A 22,907-nucleotide genomic window follows, 5' to 3' on the forward strand; every position below is an offset into this window, starting at 1 on the left:
CTGGAGAGCCTGCGGTTGGCGGCCGGCGATCGGTTGGCCGAGGACATTCACTCCGGTCGGTCGGGACCGATCTCCCGTTCCGCCGTCTTCCAGTCGATCAGCACAAGTTTCGGCGCGTCCGGGACGGCCACCACCGGTATGGACGCGCCGGGGTGAAGCAGGCTCACGAGGTGGGATGGCGGTGAGTCGCGGACAGTCACCTGGTACTTCGGCAGTTCGCCGACGGTGACCGACATGCCTATCCGCAGTTCTCGCCTGCCGTTGACGACCTTACGGGTCGTGTCGATCGAGGTGACAGTCGCCCTGGCGGTGACACCGGATCGCGCCAGCCGGTGCAGCTTGCCGACCTGCCAGGCTATCACTCCGCCGATGGCCAGGCTGACCGAACCAAACGGGTTGATGATTATCCCGATGGTCTTGGTCTCCTGCGACACGTCGCTGAGAAGGATGACGAGATACGATCCGGTCAGCAGCGTGCCCAGCGTGAGAAGACCGATCGGCAACAGCCAGGCCTTCGGCGGGATACCCGGGCGATCGGCGTCCATGTGGACATGGAACCAGGCCAGCCGCCTGTTTCAGTAGTGTCCGCCCTATCGGGCAGGCCGGGTGGACCGGTGTTTGATGCCAATGGGAAAGTATTCCGGGTCACCGGGTGGCCGCAGCACGACTTCGGGCAACTGCCGCTCGGCCGGGACGTAGTGTGCGAACTCGCTGTTGAGCCGTAGCAGCTGGTCCCGGATCGACTCGGCGAGCACGGCTGGATCACCTTGCTTGTCCTTGGCCAGCTCGACTGTGATCCGCAGTTTCAGGTTCCGGTCTGCGTCCTCGTACGTCTCCAGCACGAACTTCCCGGTCACCCAGTCGCTGATGCCCGGCTGTTCCAGCCCGACGGTCACGTTCTCGGGGTAGATGTTCGCGCCGAAGAACGACACCGTGAACAAGGACCTGCCGAACACGAACACGAACGGCGTTCCCGGCCCGTTGACCGGGGTGAAACCGTTGCGGGTACAGAAGTCCAGCATGTCCTGGTGCGGGATTACGCCGCCCTCGTCGGCGATGTGATACCGGATCAATGGCACCCCGTTGTCGCCGGAGAACAAGAGTGTTCCATTGTGGACCTCGAAGAACCGGCTCGCCGGGTCGTACTGGACCAGCGTCGGCAGCCGCGAATCGCCGAACAGGTCCCTGGCCAGGTCCGGTTTCCCGGCCAGGAACCGCCTGATCGACACCGACTGCGGCGTCTCGTTGCCCAGGACACCGGCATCCGCTGTGCCGTAAAGGGATGCCATGCCGCGCACGGGGTCCTGGACACCGCCGCGAGAGGCCACGAGATCCCGCCATTCCTCGCTGAACACCTCGCCCGCGAACACCATCTTGATGTCGTGGTCCGCCCAGCCGGTGCCCGAGTCGATCACGTCCTTGACGAACGGCGGGTACCCCAGCAGGACGACCTGGTCGAAATGGGGCGCCAGTTCCGGGAAGACCCGCAGGATCTCGGCCTTGTTGTTGCCCGGAGCCACTGTCGTGACCGGGAAACCCCGCTCGGCCAGATGCCGGACGCACGCCAGCGTGAACAGACCGCCGACCCACGTACCCAACGGGAAGCACACGATCGCCAGCGTGCTCTTGCGGTCCGCGCCGAACTCTCGGAACACCTGCTCGAACCGTTCGCTGATGTGCAGTTCGTCGCTGGTGGACCGAGGCCAGATGGTGGGCGTTCCGGACGAACCGGACGACACCGCGATCATGTCGCCGATCCGGCCGTCCCGGCACAACTCCGGCAGCGGATACCGGCTCTGATAGGTGGCCTTCGACGTCATGGGCAACACCTGGAAGTCCGTCAGTGTCCTGACCGATCCAGGGTCGACCCCGTGCTCACCCAGGAACTTCGGATACGCCGGCACCGACGCCACGACATCGTGGAAGAACGCGACCACATCATCCATACCCGCGATTGTCACCCATCAGGCTGCCCGAACCGGATCGCCAGTCCGTCCAGCAGCGACCGCAGCCCCAGTTCGAACAAGTCGTCCAGGACCAGGTCGTAGCCCTCCACCGACAGCGTGCCGAGCATCCCGGCGAACGTGGGGTAGCGGCCCATGCCGGTCACCGCCTGCAACGCGCCCTCGTGGGCGTCCATCCACTGGTCCTCCGACAATCCGGACATGCTGAACGCCTGCTGCTCACGTTCGAGGTGGATCGCGATTCCCTGGATATAGCTGAAGAACAGCACGTGCAGGTCGCACAGGGCGGCCGCGCTGAGCCCGAAACCGGACAGTGCGGCGAGTGCCCACTCGGCGTGCACGGCGAGGTTCGGCAACGGCATCGGGCGGGTGATCGGGCCGAGCTGGGCCAGCCACGGGTGCCGCCGGTACAGCGACCACAGGGTCCGTGCGCCGATTTCCAGGCAGGCACGCCAGTCTGCAGGCGCCTTCGCCGGGTAGCCGCGCTCCCCGAACGCGGCGTCGGCCATCAGGACGACCAGTTCGTCCTTGCTTCTCACGTGCCGGTAGGGCGCCATCGCTGTGATGCCGAGCCTGGCCGTGACGCTGCGCATGGACAACGCCGCCAGGCCTTCGGCATCGGCGATCTCGATGGCAGTTCGTACCAGCCGTTCGCGGGTCAGGTCCTGGTTTCGAGGCGTCGGCAGACGAACAGACTGAGGTTGTTTCGGAGCGGCACGTTTCGCGTCCGCGACCACGAAGCCGGAGCGGGGTTCGGCGCGCACCAGCCCGGCCTGGCTCAGCGTGTCCAGTGCCTTGGCCGCGGTCGCCGTGGCCACGCCCCACTCGGCGGCGATCTTGCGGACTGAGGGCACCTTGGCGCCGGGCACCAGTTCGCCCTGTGTGATCCGCCGCCGGAGTTCGTCGGCGATGCCAAGGTAGCGAGGTTCCGGCGGCATGCGCACTCCCAGTCTGTGCTAGCACAGATTATCGTCTGTACTAGGTCAGTTTTGGCACGGCGTCCCAGCTTAATGCCAATGTATGCGGCGTAGCGTACAACTCATCAAATGGAGCAGTCATGCGGAACGTCCTCGTCTCGGGAGCCGGAGTCGCCGGTTCGGTCCTGGCCTACTGGCTGACTCGGAACGGTTTCTCGGTGACCGTCGTGGAGCGGTCACTCGATCTACGACAGGGCGGTCAGGCGGTCGACGTCCGTGGCGTCGCGCTCGAGGTGATGGGCCGGATGGGACTCGGCGAGCAGATGCGGGCGGCGCGCACCCGGATGCGCGGAATGTCCATGCTGGACAGTGACGGCAACGAGCTGTTCCGCTCGGAGGAGCGCACGATCAGCAGCGGACGGCTCGACAGCGAGGACGTCGAGTTGCTGCGCGAAGACCTGACCGCGATGGTGTACGAGGCGACCAAGCACGAGGTGGAGTACCTCTTCGGCGACTCGATCACCGCTCTGTACCAGGAGAAGCACGGCGTCCGGGTCGAATTCGAGCGTGCAGGCTTCCGGACCTTCGACTTCGTCGTCGGCGCGGACGGGTCACATTCCGCCGTGCGCAGGCTCGCCTTCGGCCCGGAGCACGAGTTCGTGCGGCACCTCGGCCAGTATCTGGCGATCTTCCCGGCGGCCAACTTCCTCGAGCTGGACAACTGGCAGATGTGGATCCAGGACCGGGCCACCGGCGCGGGCGGCGGCATCTATCCCGTGCGGGACAACACCGAACTGCGAGTCACGCTCGGCTTCGTGTCCGAGCCGGTGGACTACGACCACCGCGACATCGAAGGACAGAAACAGATGGTCGCCGACCGGCTCGCCGGCCTGCGCTGGGAAATGCCGAAACTCCTCGCCGCCATGACCGGCGCACCGAACTTCTACTTCGACGCCATGGCCCAGATCCACATGGAGAACTGGAGCACCGGCCGCATCGCACTGGTCGGTGACGCGGGCTACTGCGCCTCAGTACTGTCCGGGCAGGGCACCAGCCTCGCCCTCGTCGGCGCCTACATACTCGCGCAGGAGCTGGGCCGCAATGCCAGCCACACAGCCGCCTTCGCCGCCTACGAACAGCGAATGCGCCCATTCGTGGCACTCAACCAGGCCCTGGCCACCGAGAACCCAGGCGGCCCCGCCTCCGAGGAGTCGATAGCCCACGCCAAGAACAGCATCTCCCTGGACGCACTCACCGAGGCGTGAAATCAGCCCGTGCACTGACGGCAGATATCAACCAGCCAACTGGACCGTCAATGAGTGCAATCCGTGGTTTTCCAAACACCGTACGTGCACGCCTGTCACTATGGGCGCACGCACGCGCCCTGCGTGCGACGGTGACAATCCATACGGGGGATATCGGAAAGTGGGAGACCACACGCAGGAATTCGCGGTCAACCCTGCGGCCGTTCGGGAGGGTGTGGCGCTGTGGCTCGATCCGGTCATCCACCGGCTCGGTGAGATCAACAATTCGTACGCCACAGCGAAGGAGACGGTTGAGCGGGGACGGTCAGGTGCGTCCGGCTGGGTGGTGAAGGGCACGGCGACGTGCGGGAAGCATCCATGTCGTTCTTCGGGCAGGTCAGTGCGTCGTTGCAGTTCCTGCGCATCGATCAGGGCCAGGTCATCGATTCACTGAACATGTACAAGGACATGCTCCTGAAGCACGTCGCGTGGGCTGAGCGTATGGACGCCGAGCAGGCGCAACGCTTCAACAACCTCGCCAACGAAATGCCGGAGGCGCGGTAACCATGGTGCTCCCTCCTGGCCGTCAGCCGATCCCATGGCCCGGTATCAACGCGACCACCGACCCGGTTCTCGCCAAGGCCGCAGCTGAACTGAACGCGTGGGTCGACTACCTGTCGCACCCCAAGACCAATGGCGGTCCGCGCATCTACCGGCCCGTACCCGGCCGCGAACTCACGCCTGACATGGGCACCCGTCACGACATACCTTCGCCGAGGGCAGTCGATACGGAGGCAGATCCGAATTACCACGTCGTGTCCGTTCTGGAGGGCTACGCGGCAGACCCCAGCGAACTGTTCAAGGCCGCCGAGGCTGTCAGCGGCGTAAGCGAAACTGCCATTAACGAGGCGTACGCGGCCCTTACCCAGGGATGCTTCACTTTCCCGCCGCCAGCAACCCAATCACCAAGCGCCCCACCGCCTGGTAGAACTCCCGAAAGCCCGATTCGAGACGGGGACATGTATGGCGAGCTCGGTCAGATCCGGGTGGAATGGGTGAACATGCGCCTCAGCATAATCTCTCCCGAGGGCATCCACTCTCAGCTCTTCGAGAATGACCTCATCCGTTTCCAGATCTATGTGGAGAATGGGTACCTGCGGGTCGCTGAGCATCTGGTGAAGTACCGGGCGATCTTCCAGCAGGCCGGTGCGGACATGGCGAAGCTGATGGACGCTCTCACCCAGCGTTTCGCCTCTTACGGCCAAGGCAAGGGCATCAATATCGACCTGCGTTCGTTTCTGCTCACCGGACTGGTGGAAGTCGCCTGCGCAGTGATCACCGGTGGCCTGTCCACTGTGTTCAAGGTCAAGACCATTGCCGAAGTGGCAACCCAGATGGTCGGCGACGCTGGGAAGACGGCGAAGGACAATGGGCAGGAGACGAGCAACCCCATTGACGACCACCCGCTGATCGTCGACACCGTCAAGCAATACTTGGACGCGATGGCCAAAATCGAGCGAGACACTGCTTCGGCGATCAGCGGTCTCTCGCTGCATCTACACACGAAGGTCGTTCAGCTCGAACAGGATCGGCGATACGTGAACCGGCTCACCGAAGTCAACTCCAACATGGCGCCGCAGTTCCTCGACTACGCGCAGGGGTGGCGAGCATGATCGCACGTCGGCGATTGATCGCGGCGGTTTGCGTCGTGGTGTTTGCCGGGCTCCTCGCTGCCTGTAGTGATGGTGGTGGTGCGGCACCGACCAGTCCGGCGTCAGCTACCACGCCGCCAGCCTCCAACACTACGACGTCCAGCGCGAAACTGTCGGCTGGTGTTCCGTCTGTGCGCGTTCCGCTTGATATCAAGGCGTTTGTCGCTGAGCCTTGCAAAGGCATCACCGAACCTCAGAAACGGGCGCTCAGCGAAAAGGGTGTCGTACTGCAGCCCGGGGCGCGGGATGATCGGGTATCTGTGCCGAACTGTTTTTTCGGCGATATCAACTATGGGCAAATGGGAATCTACGTCGCGTTGTCTTATAGGGAGGGCGAGGGGATCTCTGCGGTGTACGATAAACATGCCAAGGGTTTCTTGCCTGGGTATTGGGCGCCCGGAGAGATTGCCGGTTACCCGGTGGTGTATTACTCCAGCAATATGTCGCCCACGACTTGCGATGTCTCGATTGCCACCTCGGACACAAGCTACGCCGGTATCCGTTTGGACAGGTTTGACCGTTCGGTCCGCTTGGAGCCTTGGGAAACGGGCTCGTGCGCGGTTCTCCGTCCGATCGCGGAGGCGGTGCTGGACACGATCCGCAACCAGTAGAACGACACTGAGCGCCACGGCTGCGTTGCTGTGGCGCTCAGTGCGATCTGCTGTCAGGCGATAGGCCGGTCCGTGGGGGCGATGGGGGTGGGCAGGACTGTTCGGTTCATCAGGTAGGCGTCGACGCCTGCTGCGGCGGATCGGCCCTCGGCGATTGCCCAGACGATGAGGGACTGGCCGCGGCCCATGTCGCCCGCGACGAATACGCCATCGACGCTGGTGGCGAAGGACTCGTCGCGGGCGACATTGCCTCTGGGGTCGTAGGCGACCCCGAGATCGTTGAGCAGGCCTTCCTGCTGGGGGCCGACGAAGCCCATGGCCAGTGTGACCAGCTGGGCCGGGATCTCGCGTTCGGTGCCCTCGACCGGTACGAACTTCCCGGCGTCCATCTTGACTTCGACCAGCTTCAGCGATTCGACCTCACCGGTGGCCGAGCCGGTGAACTCCACTGTGGACACCGAGTAGATCCGGTCGCCGCCTTCCTCGTGTGCTGAGGAGACGCGGTAGATCATCGGGTAGGTCGGCCACGGGTGTGCCGCGGAGCGGGACTCCGGCGGGCGCGGCATGATCTCCAGCTGTGTCACCGAAGCAGCGCCCTGGCGGTGTGCTGTGCCGACGCAGTCGGCGCCGGTGTCGCCGCCGCCGATGACCACGACGTGCTTCCCCGCGGCGCTGATGGGGGAGCTTGCCAGGTCGCCGCGGGCGACTCGGTTCGCTGGTGGCAGGTACTCCATTGCCTGGTACACGCCGGAAAGCGTGCGGCCTGGGATCGGCAGGTCCCGGGCGGCGGTGGCGCCTCCGGCCAGGACGACCGCGTCGAACGAGGTACGCAGCTCGGTCACCGTGATGTCGACGCCGACGTTCACGCTGGTCTTGAACTGGGTGCCTTCGGCGCGCATCTGGTCCAGCCGGCGGTCCAGCCGCCACTTCTCCATCTTGAACTCGGGGATCCCGTAGCGCAGCAGGCCACCGATGGCGTCGGCTCGCTCGAACACGGTAACCAGATGCCCGGCGCGGGTGAGTTGCTGCGCGGCGGCGAGCCCGGCTGGGCCGGAACCGACGACCGCGACCTTCTTGCCGGTCAAGGTGGTGGGGACCTGTGGGGTCACCCAGCCTTCGTCCCAGGCCCGGTCGATGATGGAGATCTCGACGCGCTTGATGGTGACGGGATCGCCGTTGATCCCGACCACGCAGGCGGTTTCGCACGGCGCCGGGCACAACGTCCCGGTGAACTCCGGGAAGTTGTTGGTCGCGTGCAGCCGTTCGCTCGCCGCCAGCCAGTCCTGCCGCCAGACCAGGTTGTTCCACTCCGGGATGAGGTTGCCCAGCGGGCAGCCCTGGTGGCAGAACGGGATTCCGCAGTCCATGCAGCGCCCGGCCTGGCGCTGCGTCCTGTCGGTCGCGAAGTCCTCGTAGACCTCACGCCAGTCCTGCAGCCGCAGGAACACCGGGCGGGTGCTGGCGTTCTCCCGCGGTGTGGTGATGAAACCCTTGGGGTCAGCCATGAGCGGCCTCCATGATCGCCTCGTTCACGTCACGGCCATCCCGTTCGGCCCGCGCCCGCGCCGCCAGGACGCGCTTGTAGTCCTTCGGCATCACCTTCGTGAACCGTTCAGGGGCCCAGTCGACGAGCAGATCGTGCGCCACGACCGAATCGGTCTCGGCCAGGTGGCGTTCCACGGTCTCCCGTAGGAACACCAGATCCGCGTCGTCGAGCGGGTCGAGGTCGACCATCTCCCGGTTGACCCGGTGCGCGGCCAGATCCAGCACGTACGCGATACCGCCGGACATGCCCGCCGCGAAGTTGCGCCCGGTCTGGCCGAGCACGATCACCCGGCCGCCGGTCATGTACTCACAGCCGTGGTCGCCGACGCCTTCGACGACCGCCAGCGCGCCGGAGTTACGCACACAGAACCGTTCCCCGACCTTGCCGCGGATGAAGATCTCGCCCGACGTCGCGCCGTAGCAGATCACGTTGCCCGCGATGATGTTCTCCTCGGCCGCGAACGGCGCCGAGGGATCAGGCCGGACCGTGATCCGGCCACCGGACAGTCCTTTTGCGACATAGTCGTTCGCGTCACCGACAAGCCGCAGAGTCACGCCCTGCGGGATGAACGCGCCGAACGACTGGCCGGCCGTCCCGGTGAACGTCACGTCGATGGTGTCGTCCGGAAGCCCGGCACCACCCCAGATGCGGGTGACCTCGGAGCCGAGCATCGTGCCGACAGTCCGGTTGACGTTACGGACCGGCAGCTCCAGCCGGACCCGGTCACCGGACGCCAAGGCACCCTCGGCGAGCTGGATCAAAGTGTTGTCCAGAGCCCGTTGCAGCCCGTGGTCCTGCGCGACCGCCTGGTGCCGGACGGCCCGCGGCGGCAGCGAAGGCACGTGGAAGATCGGCGACAGGTCCAGCCCGGCCGCCTTCCAGTGATCCACCGCGGCCCGGGTGTCGAGCAGCTCGGCATGCCCGATCGCCTCGGCCATCGACCGGAAACCCAGCTGCGCCAGGTATTCCCGGACTTCCTGGGCGATGAACTCGAAGAAGTTCACCACGTACTCGGCCTTGCCGCTGAACTTCTCACGCAGCACCGGGTTCTGCGTGGCCACGCCGACCGGGCAGGTGTCCAGGTGGCAGACCCGCATCATGATGCAGCCCGACACGACCAGCGGTGCGGTGGCGAAGCCGAACTCCTCCGCGCCCAGCAGCGCGGCGATCATCACGTCCCGGCCGGTCTTGAGCTGGCCGTCGGTCTGCACGACGATCCGGTCACGCAACCTGTTGGCCAGCAACGTCTGCTGCGTCTCGGCCAGGCCGAGTTCCCACGGCCCACCGGCGTGCTTGATCGACGACAGGGGAGAGGCGCCCGTGCCGCCGTCGTGCCCGGAGATCAGCACGACATCCGCGTGCGCCTTGGAAACGCCCGCCGCGACCGTGCCCACACCGACCTCGGACACCAGCTTGACGTGGATCCGGGCCTGGGGGTTGGCGTTCTTCAGGTCGTGGATCAGCTGCGCCAGATCCTCGATCGAGTAGATGTCGTGGTGCGGTGGCGGCGAGATCAGCCCGACGCCCGGCGTGGAATGCCGGGTCCGCGCGATCCACGGGTACACCTTCGTACCCGGTAGCTGGCCGCCCTCGCCGGGCTTGGCGCCCTGCGCCATCTTGATCTGGATGTCGTCGGCGTTGACCAGGTACTCGCTCGTCACACCGAACCGGCCGCTGGCGACCTGCTTGATCGCCGAACGCCGCAGATCGCCGTTGGCGTCCACGGTGTAGCGGTCGGGATCCTCGCCGCCCTCACCGGTGTTCGACTTGCCGCCGATCCGGTTCATCGCGATCGCCAGGACCTCGTGCATCTCCTTGGAGATCGAACCGTAGGAGATCGCGCCGGTGGCGAACCGCCTGACGATGTCGCTGACCGGCTCGACCTCCTCGATCGGCACGGGTTCGCGGACCTTGAAGGCGAACAGGCCACGCAACGTCATCAGGTGCGCGGACTGCTCGTCCACCGCCCGCGTGTATTCCTTGAAGATCTCGTACCGGCCGCTGCGGGTGGAGTGCTGCAGCTTGAAGACCGTCTGCGGGTTGAACAGGTGCGGTTCGCCCTCACGACGCCACTGGTAGTCGCCGCCGGTCTCCAGCTCCCGGTGGCTCGGGCGGACGCCGTCGGCCGGGAACGCCTTGCGGTGGCGGTGTGCGACCTCGTCGGCCAGCACGTCGAAACCGACGCCGCCGAGCCGGGACGTGGTGCCCGTGAAGCACTCGTCGATGACCTCGCTGCCGAGCCCGATCGCCTCGAAGATCTGCGCACCGGTGTACGAGGCCACAGTGGACACACCCATTTTGGACATGGTCTTGCGGACACCCTTGCCCAGCGCCTTGATCAGGTTGCGGGTGGCGTGCTCGGACGTCTCCGCCAGCGACATCTCCTCGACACTGGCCATTGCCAGGTACGGGTTCACAGCCGCGGCGCCGTAACCGATCAGCAGGGCGATGTGATGCACTTCGCGTGCGTCGCCCGCCTCCACGATCAGCCCGACCTGGGTACGGGTCTTCTCCCGGACCAGGTGGTGGTGCACCGCACCGGTCAGCAGCAGTGACGGGATCGGCGCGCGGTTCTCGTCGACACCGCGGTCGGACAGGATGATCAGTCGGGCGCCCTGGAAAATTGCGTCCGACACCTCGCTTCTGATCTCCGAAAGCCGTCGGCGCAACGCTGCGCCGCCGCCGTGCACGTCGTAGGTGCCGTGCACGGTGAAAGCCTGGAACCCCGGCAGGTCTCCGTCGTCGTTGATGTGCACGATCTTGGCGAGCTCGTCGTTGTCCAGTACGGGGAACGACAACGAGATCCGCCGGCACGCGCTCGCGACGGTGGAGAACAGGTTGGGCTCGGACCCGATCGACGTCCGCAGGGACGTGATCAGCTCCTCCCGGATGGAGTCCAGCGGCGGGTTGGTCACCTGGGCGAACAGCTGGGTGAAGTAGTCGAACAGCTGCCGGGGCCGGCTGGACAACGGCGCCAGCGGCGAGTCGTTGCCCATCGAGCCGATCGGTTCGGCACCGGAGGCCGCCATCGGCCGCAGCAGGACGGTCAGTTCTTCCTCGGTGTACCCGAACGCCTGCTGGCGGCGTACCAGGGAGGCGTGTGTGGGTACCTCACGTTCCCGCGACGGCAGGTCTTCCAGCCGGATTACTCCGGCATGCAGCCAGTCGTCATACGGGTGCTCAGCCGCAAGCTGGCCCTTGATCTCGTCATCATCGATGATCCGCCCGGCCGCGGTGTCCACGAGGAACATCCGGCCCGGCTCCAGCCGGCCCTTGCGCACCACGGTCGCCGGATCGATCTCCAGCACCCCGGCCTCGCTGCCGAGCACGACCAGACCGTCCTCAGTGACCCAGTAACGGGCCGGACGCAGGCCATTGCGGTCCAGCACACCGCCGATGAGCGTGCCGTCGGTGAACGAGACCAGCGCGGGCCCGTCCCACGGCTCCATCAGGTTGGAGTGGTACTCGTAGAAGGCCCGGCGGGCCGGGTCCATCTCCTCGTGGTTCTCCCACGCCTCCGGGATCATCATCAGCACCGCGTGCGGCAGGCTGCGGCCGCCGAGATGCAGCAGCTCCAGCACCTCGTCGAAACTCGCCGAGTCGCTGGCGCCGCGGGTGATCACCGGGAAGATCCGCTCGATGTCGCCGTCGATCAGGTCGGTCGACAGCATCGACTCGCGGGCGTCCATCCAGTTCCGGTTGCCACGCAACGTGTTGATCTCGCCGTTGTGCGCCACGTACCGGTACGGGTGGGCCAGCGGCCAGGACGGGAACGTGTTGGTGGAGAACCGGGAGTGCACCAGGCCGATCGAGCTCTTGACCCGGGAGTCGGTCAGGTCCGGGAAGAAGCGGTCGACCTGGGTCTCGGTGAGCATGCCCTTGTAGACGATCGTGCGCGACGACAGGCTCGGGAAGTACACGTCCACCGCGTGTTCGGCCCGTTTGCGCACCACGAACGCCAGGCGCTCCAGCTCCAGCCCGGACAAGCCGTCGGCGGCGATGAAGAGCTGGCTGAAGTACGGCATTGTCGTCTTGGCCGTGGGGCCGACGTGTTCGGTGTCCACGGGCAGTTCGCGCCAGCCCAGGACCCGCGCGCCCTCCTCGGCGACGACGGCTTCGATTCCGGCGACGACCTCGGCTCTCGCGGCCTGCTCCACGGGCAGGAACGCGGTACCGGCCACGTAGTCGCCGGCCGGCGGCAGAGCGAAGTCCACCACGCCGGCGAAGAACTCGTGCGGTACCTGGATCAGCAGGCCGGCGCCATCACCGGTGTCTGGTTCCGCGCCGCGAGCCCCGCGATGCTCCAGATTTCGCAACGCGATCAGGGCTTTCGCCACGATGTCGTGATTCTTGCGGCCGGCGAGATCTGCGACGAACGAGACGCCACAAGCGTCGTGCTCGAACTGCTCGTCGTACAGGCCCTCGGTCTGATGGCGGGTCACAGCAGCGGCCCTCCCAGGGATCGAATGGGGCTGGTGCCGCACGTCGTTGTGCGAAAAGGGGTGCTGCGGTGTTCCGGATATCGGGACAATATGCAGCGCAGGGCGGGTACCCGGGGTCATCCGGGGTTCTCGTGACAGTAATGTGAACACACGGTTATGCCTGATGTCACGTGGCAAATCCCACGTGACCGTTGACAGCTGCCCGCGGCGGGCGTGTTCGCGGTCTCATTCCACGATGTGGACTCTGGCCAAGTGTCCCGGTTGTCCGTAGCATCCCCCGCATCCCCATCGTGATCGGGGATGTTGTCCGGCGCGTGATTGAAACGTTTCAACCCACTGGTGTCGTTGAGATGTGCACGGAGGACTGCAATGAGCGAGGGTATGAACCGTCGTGTCTTCTTACAGGGAACAGCGATGAGCGCCGGTGCGTTGGCCGGCCCTGGCCGCGTGATCGGACCTCAGCGGGTGTGGGTCGAGCAGACATCAGCCGAGTACGCAGTCAGGTTGCTGGGCACGGATGTCCTGCAGCCCAGGCTGTCCTGGGTGCTCGGTTCGGACGCGCCTGGTGCCCGCCAGACGGCCTACCAGATCCGGGTGCACGGAATCTGGGATTCTGGCAAGGTTTCCTCGGCCAAGTCGGTCGCTGTCCCCTACGCCGGCCCGCCTTTGCGGCCACGTACCCGGTATGACTGGCAGGTCCGGGTCTGGGACGAACTCGACCGGCCGTCGGAGTGGGGACCGGCGGGCTGGTGGGAGACCGCGTTGCTCGGCAGCGCCTGGCAGGCCCAGTGGATCGGCGCTCCCGCACCCGAAGCGCCGCCGGGACTGCAAGGCGCGTCGTGGATCTGGACCGCGGCCTCGCCGCCAGGGACACGGTGGTTGCGTGGCTCCTTCGAACTGCCTGCGACTGTGTCCGGGGCACGGATCGTGGCCACGGCCGATGACGACTTCACACTTTTTGTCGGCGGGCAGCAGATCCTGCACGCGCCCGAGGCGACCGACAGCTGGAGAACCGGACTGACCGCGCAGTTGCCGGAGCTGTCCGGGCGGGTCGTGATCGCGGCCGTCGCGACCAACCGGGGCGTGGCGGGCTCGACGAATCCGGCGGGACTGCTCGTGCGGGTGGTCTCGGCGACCGGGGAGCAACTGGCGGTCACCGGACCTGGCTGGAAGGTTGCGGAAACCGAGCAACCTGGTTGGCAGCGGCCGGAATTCGATGACAGTGCGTGGACTGCGGCTACCGTCATCGCACCGTACGGTCAGGGTGCCTGGGGCAGTGGAGTGACTGTGCTGGTTCCCGAGGCTCCAGCTCCTTTGCTGCGCAAGGAGTTCACGCTGAGCAAGCGCGTCAGCAAGGCGCGGCTGTACATCAGCGGCCTGGCCTACTACGACGCCACGGTCAACGGAAAGCGTGTCGGTACTCAAGTACTCGACCCGGGATTCACCGATTACGACGAAACCGTGCTGTACGCGACACATGACGTGACCAGTCAGGTCACCCAGGGTGGCAACGCGCTCGAAGTACTGCTGGGCCGGGGTTTCTACGGCATGACCACACCGAACGTGTGGAACTGGCACAAAGCGACCTGGCACGGCGAACCGCGGCTGCTCGCCCAGCTGGAGATCGACCACCCGGACGGCACCCGTACGACGATCGCCACCGGCCCGGACTGGCGGCTGGCCGAGAGCCGGATCGTGTCGAACTCCCTGTACGCGGGGGAGACCTACGACGCCCGCAAGACCCTGACCTGGCGGCAGGCGCAGGTCCTGCCCACTCCCAAGGGGACAGTGGTCGCCCAGCAGCACGAGCCGATCGAGATCATCGAAACCGTGCCGGCCACGATCACCGAACCGCGTCCAGGCGTGTACCTCGCCGACCTCGGCCGGACCATCGCCGGTTGGACGCAGCTGACTGTCCGTGCGCCGGAGGGAACTGTGGTCCGGCTGCAGCACGGCGAGAAGCTGGACGCGAGCGGGAATGTGGTCTGGCAGAACGGGCACGTGCCCGGCAGGCACCAGACCGACGAGTACATCTGTGCCGGCAAAGGCGTGGAGACTTGGGAGCCCAAGTTCTCCTACAAGGGGTTCCGGTACATCCAGGTGACCGGTGCCCGGCCGGACGCCCTGCACGGCAAGGTCGTGCAGAGCAAGGTCCCGGACACGGGCACTTTCCGTTGCTCGGAGCCGTTTTTCGAGCGCCTGGACCGGGCGATGAGCCGCACTCTGCGTAACAACATGCACGGCATCCCCACCGACACCCCGATGTACGAGAAGAACGGCTGGACGGGCGACGCCCAGCTCGGTGCGCCGGTGATGATGTACGCGTTCGGCGCCGCACGTTTCCTTTCCAAGTGGCTCAACGACCTTGCCGACAGTCAGACCAGCGCGGGTGCGCTTCCGGTGATCGTGCCGAGCGGCAGCTGGGGCTATCAGGAGGCAGCGCCTTCGCCGGAATGGACCACGGTGTATCCGTTCCTGCTGCGCGAGATGTACCGGATCTACGGCGACGACAAGATCGCCGCGGAGCACTGGCCGGCGGTGACCAAGTACCTGGACTGGGAAATCGGCCGCCTGCAGAACAATCTCGCGATCACCGCGCTCGGTGACTACCTGCCACCTGGCTACGGCGGCAACCCGCCCGAGGACACACGGCTGACTGCGACCGCGTACCTGTACCGCGCATTGACCGACATAGCGGAGCTCGGCGATCTGTTGGGCCATAGCGAAACCTCCGCACGCTATCGCGCGGTCGCGAACAACTGCCGTACTGCCCTGAACGCGACTTTCTTGCGAGACGGCCGTTATCGCACGGACAAGGACCCGGACTACCGGCAGACGTCCAACGCGATCCCGCTGATGTTCGGCCTGGTCCCGTCGGGCTCGGTCCGCCAGGTTGTGGAGAACCTGGTGGCGGACATCAGAACACGGGGAAACCACCTGAACACAGGCGCTCTGGGGACCAGCGTGCTGCTGCGAGTGCTGACCGCGCACGGGTACGCAGACGTCGCCTACGCGGTGGCCACGCAGCGCACCTACCCCAGTTGGGGCTACTGGTTCGACAACGGCGCCGACACGATGTGGGAGATGTGGCCGCTGGACTCACGCTCGCGTGACCACTACTTCCAGGGCACGGTCGTGCAGTGGTTGTACGAGAACGTCGCAGGTCTGCGGCCAGGTGACGCCGGCTATCAGCGGTTCACCGTCAAGCCGGACGCACGGGTCGGCGTGAACTGGGCGCAGACGTCGATCAGGACCGTGCGGGGCTTGGCTTCGGTGGCCTGGAACCGGGTGGGCTCCACAGTGCACTTGACCGTCGCCGTGCCAGTTGGCAGTGTGGCGGAGGTTTTCGTGCCAGGTGGATCGGCGACTGCGACACCGAAGCTGGAGTTGCTCCGGGTGGAGCCTGGTTTCCAGGTCTACCAGGTGCCTTCGGGGTTCTGGACCTTCGCCGGTGATATGGATCACCCCTAACGAGCCCTTATTTCGGGCGTCGTGGAATGGAATCGTGCTGCGCGCGCGTTGTAATGAAGGTTGGTGGTTGAACGCGCGCTTGGGAGGCTGTGGTGCTGGAGCCGGAGAACCTGTACGAGGTCGATTCGGATGTGCCGGACTTGACCGGCACGGTGCTGTTGCACCACTTCGACGGCTTCATGGACGCCGGGTCCGCAGGTGCAACGGTGGTGGAGCAGTTGCTGTCGGCCTACGAGAACCGTGTGATCGCCCGGTTCGACGTCGACAGCCTGCTCGACTACCGGTCGCGGCGCCCGACGATGACGTTCGTGACTGATCACTGGGAGGACTACCAGGCGCCGGAACTGGTGGTGCGGCTGCTGCACGACAAGGTGGGAACACCGTTCCTGCTGCTGACCGGCCCCGAGCCGGACTTCCGCTGGGAGTCGTTCGTGGAGGCGGTCCGGCAGCTGGTGGACCGCTGGGGCGTGCGCCTGACCGTGGGCTTCCACGGCATCCCGATGGGCGTGCCGCACACCCGGCCGCTGGGCCTGACCGCGCACGGCAGCCGTCCCGACCTGATCGCGGGTTACCCGTCGTTGTTCAGCCAGGTGCAGGTGCCGGGCAACGTCTCCGGACTGCTCGAGTTCCGCCTGGGTGAGTCCCGCCACGACGCGATCGGCTTCGCCGCGCACGTTCCGCACTACCTGGTCCAGTCCACCTACCCGGCCTCGGCGCTGGTCCTGCTGGACGCCATCGCCAAGGCCTGCGGCCTGGCCCTGCCGCCGGGCGCGCTCACCGAGACATCCCGGCGCGCCGACGAGGAGATCGAACGCCAGGTCGGCGAGTCCGACCAGGTCGCCGAGATCGTCGCGGCCCTCGAGCGGCAGTACGACACCTACACCAGCGCCAGCCAGCAGAACAACAACCTGCTGATCAACCCGGACGAACTGCCCAGTGCCGAGGAACTCGGCGCCGAGCTGGAACGCTTCCTGGCCGAACAACAGGGCAAATCAGACTGAGCCACTTGGGGCCTGTCCTGTGGGGCCTGTATCGAGATCTGCCTGAGCCCCGGCCTCCCCGTGCACGACTTCGACTACGGAACGAACGCGGCCCCGGCAACAGTTCCGCTCAGGCACGGTGAACCCGTGCGAACGGCCCATTCGCACGGGTTCATCCTGTCGGCGTCGACACAGCCTAGGCCCGCATCACTGTCGCGATGGGGATGCGGGCTGCCCGGATGGCGGGGATGAGGCCGCCGAGCAGGCCGGCCACCAGGCCCGCGATCACTCCGGCGACGCCTGCCTGCCAGGGGAAGTCGATCGCGCGCAGGGACGGGAAGCGTGAGCCGAACATCGACGCGCCGAATCTGATGCCGACCGCGCCGGCGCCGATCGCTGCCGCCGCGGTCATCAATCCCGTCAGCAATGTCTCGGCGAGCACGATTCCGGCCAGCAGCATTCTGGGGGTGCCGACTGCTCGCCGCAGGGCGAACTCCTCGACTCGCTCACCGACGGTCGCCAGGCCGACGTTCAGGATTCCCGCCGTGCCGATCAGCAGGACCAGTGCCGCCATGCCCAGGAAGATCAGCCGCATCAGCGACAGCTGCGACTCCACGCGTTGGCGGGAGTTGACCCGGTCGGTGTAGATCTGCTGCGGGTCGATGCCCAGAGCGACCAGTCTGGCCTTCAGGGTCTGTTCGACGTCCGGCGCGGCCGGGGAGATCAGCACCTGCAGCCGGCCGCCGTTCTCGGGCTTGCTCAAGGCATCCGCGGGCAGCCAGTTCAGCAGCTCGTCGACGCGGATGTAGGCCGCCGGACCGTAACCGCCGTCGTCGACCACGCCGACGATCTGCGGTGTGGAGTCCGCGGTGTTGCCCGGTATCCGCATCTGCGCCGGTACCTGGTAGCGGTTGAAGCCCTTGGCGGCCTCTTTGTTGAGCACGATCCTGGGCGCCAGCGCGGGTGCGCTGCCGAAGTCCAGCCACTGGCCGGATTCCGGCCGGAAAGGCCGGAAAACCCGGATGTCGCCGGTCAACGCGGTCAGGTTCAGTTCGATCGCCTTGCCCGGTGGCGCGTCAGCCAGGTGCTCCTTGCAGTTGCCCTGGGAATCACACCGGTAGGACCGCCCGCGGCCGCCCGGCTGATCGATCGGTGAACCGCCCGGGTTCACCGGCGAGACGCCGGGTTCACCGATGGTCGCCTGCGTGCTCAACGCGGCGACAGCGTCCCCTCTGCCCTGCAACGTATCCAGTGCCACCTGGCCTGAGCCCGCGTGCGGCGGTACCCACATCTGCAGGGTGCCGTCCTTGGCCATGCTCAGCTCGGAGTCGGCCAGCAACTCCTTCTGCGCGAACTCCGAACCGGCCTGCACCACGACAACCGCGAGCACACCGAGGAACAAGCTCAGCATGGACAGCAAAGTGCGCAGCTTGCGGGCCCGGATGCCCTGCCCGCCAATGATCAGCGCGGACCGCAGCCGGCCGGACAGCCTGATCACGCGACCACCCGCTCGTGGGCGGGGGAGAGCCGTCCGTCGGTCAGGCGCAGGACCCGGCCCATCCGGTTGGCGTGGTCATGGTCGTGGGTCACCAGAATCAGTCCGCAGCCGCGCTGGGTGGCCGAGTGCAGCGCGTCGATGACGAGGTTGCCCGTCTCGGTGTCCAGCGCTCCGGTGGGCTCGTCGGCCAGCAGGATCTTCGGTTCACGGACCAGCGCACGCGCGATGGCCACACGCTGCTGCTCACCACCGGACAGCCGGGGCGGCTTGTTGCGGGCCAGATGGGCGATGCCGACCTGCTCCAGCGCGGCCATCACGCGGGCCTTGCGCATCCGGCGTGGCTGCCAGCCCTGGCCGTTGACCAGGGCCATCGCCACGTTCTGGGCCGCGGTCAGGTTCTTGAGCAGGAAGAACCGCTGGAAGACGAATCCGAACTGGGCGCTGCGCAACGCGGCGGCCTTGCGTTCGGCGATCCGGGAGATGTCGTCGGCACCCAGCAGGTACTGGCCGCTGTCGGGCCGGTCGAACAGGCCGATCAGGCTCAGCAGGGTGGACTTGCCCGAGCCGGACCGGCCGAGGATGGCCACGCTCTCACCACTGTGGACGGTCAGGTCCACGCCGGCCAGGATGGTCCGGGGCTGCTGCTGGCCCTTGAGGGTCTTGGTGATCGCGGAAAGCTGGATCAGCCGCGTCATTTCCCCGGACCTCCGTTGGGGTTGTCCGGTGCGGCGGGGATGTTGGGGCCGGGCACGGCGACCGTCTCGTCACCGGTGAGACCCGACTTGATCTGCACGACCTTGCCGTCGGTCAGGCCGAGCACCACGTCAGTGGTCTTCCTGGTGCCGTCCGGCGACATCACGTCGACCTTGCCTTTGCCCTGACCACCGGCGACCGCCTCGACCGGCAGCACGAGCACGTTCGCGACCTTCTCGGTGATCACCTCGACGGTGGCCTCCGCGCCGTTGATCAGTTTGACGTCGGACGGCGCGGTGCACACCAGTCGCATTCCGGTCGCCTCGGACGGCTGCTGTTTCTGTTCATCCTTTTTGGGCGTTTCCGCAGCGGGCGGCGGCGTCGGCTGGCCGGACGCCGGGGGCTGCGGCGTCTCGGGAGGCGGCTCGGGAATGGTGCCCGCGGGCAGTGCCGCGATCGTGCCGAGCACCGCGCACGGGAACGGGCCAGGGCCGTTCTTGATCTGTGCCATGATCGAACTGAGCGTCTCCGACATCTTGTACGCCTGTTCGCCCTTGATGTCCGCGGTGATCCCGTAGCCGACGTACTTCGCGGAGACGACCGGCATTCCGGCGGTCACGGTCGCCTTGTCGTCGACCAGCCGCCCGGCGAACGTGGCCCCGGCCGGGACCTCGATCGGGGTGGCTTTGCCGGAAACGACCACAGTGGCCACTTTGGTCGGTTTTGCCGGGGTCTTCTCGGGCGGTTTCACGTCCAAGTAGCGAATCTGCCCGCCAACTGGGGACACCAGTCCGAAAACGGGGTTGATGACGACTTTGCCGGCCAGGCTGACCTTGTTGGTGAGGTCCTGACGTGACGGCTTGGCTGTGGTCATCTGTGTGCCGCGGGGCGCCATCCCCGGCGGCTCTTTGGCTGGTGCGGACGTACTGCACCCGGTCACCACGACAAGCGTCAAGCCGAGCAGAAACGGTTTGCGCACCAAGGTGCCCCCAATGTCCCAGTCTGTGGTGATTCATTCACAATGACGCCAGGCGCCCGCGTCAGGTTGCGTCGAGAGTCACCGAACCCGCAGTTAATTGATCTTGCACTAGCCCCCAAGCTGGGTCAGGCTAGTGCGCAGGACTCGCGCGTGAAGGAGGGGGACCCCTGAGCGACCAGGCTGTCACCGAAGGTAATGACATCGAGTCCCAGGTAAACCGGCTACCCGAGAGCATTCCGCAGGCCGAGCATGCCGAGCACCGGACGATGGCGCGCAGATGGCTCGCCGCGGCCGGCCCGGATTCGCCCGTGGCACAGCGGATCACGGTGACCCGTGGATATCTGCGACTGCTCGCCGCCGGCGTGTGGGGCGTCGACGAGAGCTGGCGGGCCGACGTGCGCGATCTCGTGCACGCGTTGCGGCCCAGTGAGACCGACCAGGCGAACGCGACCGGCGAGCAGCTCGAGGAGCTCAACGCGCTGATCGCGATCGGGCTGGCATTGCTGTTGCAGGAGGCCAATCTGCACGGCGGCGCGGGCGCGGACCTGATCGCCAAGTCGGCGTGGGACGAAAGCCAGGAATGGGTGGCCTACGCCGACGAGTCGGTGGTCGGCAAGTTCCTGGTGCCGTCCACGCAGCTGCACGCCCGCGTGGCGACCGAGTCCGAAGTCCAGGACGTGGTCGAACTGGCGATGGCCGCCGCGGACGACCCGAACGCCGAACTCGTGGCCGCGCTGGACGCCGAAGGGTTCCGCGCGGAGCTGATGAACGGCGTGTGGGTGATCGACGGCGATTTCCGGACGCCACTGCGTGCGGCCGCGCGTGCGGCGACGTTGATCGGCAGTGCTTGCGTCGTGCTTGCTCGTAACAGCAAGAAATCGACTGTGCTGTTGTGGCGGGACTCGACGCTGGCGATGGCCGACTCGACCGTGCCGCGCTGGCGGATCTACAGGATCGTGCCGCCGACCACGCCGCAGTCGAAGTTCGGCGGTGGCGAGGGCCTGCCGTCCACCCGCGACATTCACCCGCTGGTGCCGGCCCCGGAACAGGTCCGCACGCTCGCCGAGCAAGCAGGCGTGCAACTGCCCATGTTGCTGGCCGCCCTGCGATAGACCCGCTGATCAGCCCGGCTACTATGCGTGGCCTGGGCTGATCAAATGGGGGGAAGCCGTGAGGGTGGTGGCTGGCAGATACGCCATTCGCGACGAACTCGGCCGCGGTGCCATGGGGATCGTCTGGCGTGCTGACGACCAGGTGATCGGCCGCCAGGTGGCGCTCAAGGAACTGCCCTCACCCCGGGGAGTCACCGGCCAGGAACGGGCCACGTACCTCGAACGGGTGCTGCGTGAGGCCCGGACCGCAGGGCGGCTCAACGACCCGGCAGTGGTCACGGTGTTCGACGTGGTCTCCGAGGACGGCATCACCTACATCGTGATGGAGCTCGTCGAAGCCCCGACCCTCGCTGACGTGATCGCCCGTGAGGGCCCGCTGCCTGCCGACCGGGTCATGGCGCTGGGCCTGCAGGTGCTGGGCGCGCTGGAGACCGCGCACGCGGCGGGGATCGTGCACCGGGATGTCAAACCCAGCAACATCATGGTGACGTCGGGCGATCGCGTGAAACTGGCCGACTTCGGCATCGCGCGGGCGATGGACGACCCGAACCTGACGATGACCGGCGCGATCATGGGCTCGCCGGGCTACATGGCGCCCGAGCTGTTCACCGGATCGCAGCCCGGCCCGGAATCCGACCTGTGGGCGTTCGGCGCGACCCTGTTCCACGCGGTCGAAGGGCATTCGCCGTTCAACCGCGAGACGACCGCGGCCACCATGCACGCGATCATGTACGACGACCCCCAGCTGGTCCGGTGCCAGGGCCCGTTGACCCAGATCATCCTGGGACTGCTGGCACAGCCCGCGGAGCAGCGGCTGACACTGGCCCAGACCCGGCAAATGCTGACCGGTACTCAGGTCATGGCCGACACAACGCAGGTCGTGGACGCCCCGACCGTGCAGGTCCACGCCGTCCGGCGGGACACATTGCCGCGCGAACCATGGCAGGAGTCGTACCCGGCGGAGATGCCGCTGGCCGCGCCCGTGCCGGTGAACTGGGCCGAGGACGACTGGGCCCCGAAGAAGAAATCCGGCCGTGGCAGGGTGTTGTTGTTTGGCGGGGCAGGAGTGGTGGTGGTCGCCGCGCTGGTCGCGGTCTTCCTGATCTCACCGGGCTACCAGCGCAGCGAAGCCTCCCCGCCGGCCGGGACCTCCACAGTGGCCCCGACCGGAACGCCAAGCGAGACACCGAGTTCCGTCCCGCCGACGACAGTCTCGGTACCGTCCACAGTGTCCTCAGCCCCAGCACCGGGAACCGTGACGGTCACCAAACCGGCCCCAGGCGGCAGCCCCGCCCCAGGACAGCCGACCGGTGGCCCGCCACCCGGCGGACCACCTCCACCGCAGGAACCCGAGAAGCCCCAACGGGTCCTGATCCCGTTGACCCGCTACAACAATCCCAAGGGCCCGCACTTCAGCGCGACCCCGAACGTCCCGCCTCCGGCCGGGTTCAACAGGGAGAACCTGATGGGCAACCTCGTGGAAGCCCAGGAGTCAGGCACCCGCCGCATCTACGCCTGCCAGTTGGTCGCCTCCGAGGACCGGATGACCTCATTCGACCCAGGCTGCGAAGGAAACCGCCAGGTCGGCATCCTCGGCTACATCTTCACCACCAAACCCACCGGCGTACAGACAGTCCCCCTGCACCGCTGCACCTACAGCGGCGGCCACTTCGACTCGGTCAGCGCGAAATGCGAAGGCGAGAAGTTCGAATTCCTCTTCGGCTACCTGATCGTCTGA

General features: G+C 66.5%; 16 protein-coding genes. 8 read left to right on the forward strand and 8 right to left on the reverse strand.

The features are described from left to right. Positions 1-47: 47 nt before the first annotated feature. From JOF56_RS28595 to JOF56_RS28605, 3 genes are read right to left on the reverse strand one after another with little or no spacing between them, the layout of a single operon-like run. On the reverse strand, positions 48-545 hold the full coding sequence (locus JOF56_RS28595) for a hypothetical protein (RefSeq protein WP_209642581.1): 498 nt from the start codon (positions 543-545) through the stop codon (positions 48-50). A gap of 45 nt (positions 546-590) precedes the next feature. Continuing rightward, on the reverse strand, positions 591-1,946 hold the full coding sequence (locus JOF56_RS28600) for a phenylacetate--CoA ligase family protein (protein WP_245378436.1): 1,356 nt from the start codon (positions 1,944-1,946) through the stop codon (positions 591-593). An 11-nt stretch (positions 1,947-1,957) separates the two neighbouring features. Beyond that, complete coding sequence (locus tag JOF56_RS28605) at positions 1,958-2,902, reverse strand: TetR/AcrR family transcriptional regulator (RefSeq protein WP_209642582.1); 945 nt, start codon at positions 2,900-2,902, stop codon at positions 1,958-1,960. A gap of 119 nt (positions 2,903-3,021) precedes the next feature. Here JOF56_RS28605 and JOF56_RS28610 point away from each other — a divergent pair, with 119 nt between their 5' ends. The 4 genes from JOF56_RS28610 (at position 3,022) to JOF56_RS28625 (ending at position 6,448) form a co-directional block, all read left to right on the forward strand. Then, complete coding sequence (locus JOF56_RS28610) at positions 3,022-4,146, forward strand: FAD-dependent monooxygenase (RefSeq protein ID WP_209642583.1); 1,125 nt, start codon at positions 3,022-3,024, stop codon at positions 4,144-4,146. Positions 4,147-4,488: 342 nt separating this feature from the next. Continuing rightward, positions 4,489-4,689, forward strand: a complete 201-nt coding sequence (locus tag JOF56_RS28615; RefSeq protein ID WP_209642584.1) for a hypothetical protein — start codon at positions 4,489-4,491, stop codon at positions 4,687-4,689. A gap of 251 nt (positions 4,690-4,940) precedes the next feature. Beyond that, a complete protein-coding gene (locus JOF56_RS28620; RefSeq protein WP_209642585.1) occupies positions 4,941-5,798 on the forward strand; it encodes a hypothetical protein in 858 nt (285 codons plus the stop codon). Then, positions 5,795-6,448, forward strand: coding sequence for a DUF3558 domain-containing protein (locus JOF56_RS28625; protein WP_209642586.1), 654 nt, complete (start codon positions 5,795-5,797; stop codon positions 6,446-6,448). The genes JOF56_RS28620 and JOF56_RS28625 overlap by 4 nt, the downstream gene beginning before the upstream one ends. Positions 6,449-6,501: 53 nt before the next feature. Here the strand turns inward: JOF56_RS28625 and JOF56_RS28630 are convergent, their stop codons facing one another. Both JOF56_RS28630 and gltB read right to left on the reverse strand, forming a co-directional pair. Further along, the gene (locus JOF56_RS28630; RefSeq protein ID WP_209642587.1) at positions 6,502-7,953 is read right to left on the reverse strand and encodes a glutamate synthase subunit beta; all 1,452 of its coding nucleotides are present in this window, start codon (positions 7,951-7,953) and stop codon (positions 6,502-6,504) included. Continuing rightward, positions 7,946-12,436 (reverse strand): glutamate synthase large subunit, encoded by a 4,491-nt coding sequence (gene gltB / locus JOF56_RS28635; protein ID WP_307855296.1) that lies wholly within the window; start codon positions 12,434-12,436, stop codon positions 7,946-7,948. Before gltB ends, JOF56_RS28630 begins: the two co-directional genes overlap by 8 nt. A 369-nt stretch (positions 12,437-12,805) precedes the next feature. On the opposite strand from gltB, the gene JOF56_RS28640 reads away from it, so the two are divergent. Together JOF56_RS28640 and JOF56_RS28645 are read left to right on the forward strand one after the other, a co-directional pair. Beyond that, positions 12,806-15,907 carry a family 78 glycoside hydrolase catalytic domain gene (locus tag JOF56_RS28640; protein ID WP_209642589.1) on the forward strand — a complete coding sequence of 1,034 codons (3,102 nt, stop codon included), beginning with the start codon at positions 12,806-12,808 and terminating at the stop codon, positions 15,905-15,907. 89 nt (positions 15,908-15,996) lie between these two features. Continuing rightward, a complete protein-coding gene (locus tag JOF56_RS28645; RefSeq protein WP_209642590.1) occupies positions 15,997-16,908 on the forward strand; it encodes a proteasome assembly chaperone family protein in 912 nt (303 codons plus the stop codon). A 175-nt stretch (positions 16,909-17,083) separates the two neighbouring features. On the opposite strand, the gene JOF56_RS28650 is transcribed toward JOF56_RS28645, so the two are convergent. The 3 genes from JOF56_RS28650 to JOF56_RS28660 are packed head-to-tail and all read right to left on the reverse strand — an operon-like array spanning position 17,084 to position 20,057. After that, complete coding sequence (locus JOF56_RS28650) at positions 17,084-18,385, reverse strand: ABC transporter permease (protein WP_307855297.1); 1,302 nt, start codon at positions 18,383-18,385, stop codon at positions 17,084-17,086. Next, on the reverse strand, positions 18,382-19,080 hold the full coding sequence (locus JOF56_RS28655) for an ABC transporter ATP-binding protein (RefSeq protein WP_209642591.1): 699 nt from the start codon (positions 19,078-19,080) through the stop codon (positions 18,382-18,384). The genes JOF56_RS28650 and JOF56_RS28655 overlap by 4 nt, the downstream gene beginning before the upstream one ends. Next, positions 19,077-20,057 carry an efflux RND transporter periplasmic adaptor subunit gene (locus JOF56_RS28660; RefSeq protein ID WP_307855298.1) on the reverse strand — a complete coding sequence of 327 codons (981 nt, stop codon included), beginning with the start codon at positions 20,055-20,057 and terminating at the stop codon, positions 19,077-19,079. The genes JOF56_RS28655 and JOF56_RS28660 overlap by 4 nt, the downstream gene beginning before the upstream one ends. Positions 20,058-20,323: 266 nt before the next feature. On the opposite strand from JOF56_RS28660, the gene JOF56_RS28665 reads away from it, so the two are divergent. After that, positions 20,324-21,169: a hypothetical protein gene (locus tag JOF56_RS28665; RefSeq protein WP_209642593.1), complete on the forward strand. Its 846-nt coding sequence runs from the start codon at positions 20,324-20,326 to the stop codon at positions 21,167-21,169. Between the two features lie 58 nt (positions 21,170-21,227). After that, entirely contained in the window at positions 21,228-22,907 is a 1,680-nt protein-coding gene (locus tag JOF56_RS28670) for a serine/threonine-protein kinase (RefSeq protein ID WP_307855299.1), read from the forward strand.

The organism is Kibdelosporangium banguiense (assembly GCF_017876405.1).
Classification (GTDB): Bacteria; Actinomycetota; Actinomycetes; order Mycobacteriales; family Pseudonocardiaceae; genus Kibdelosporangium; species Kibdelosporangium banguiense.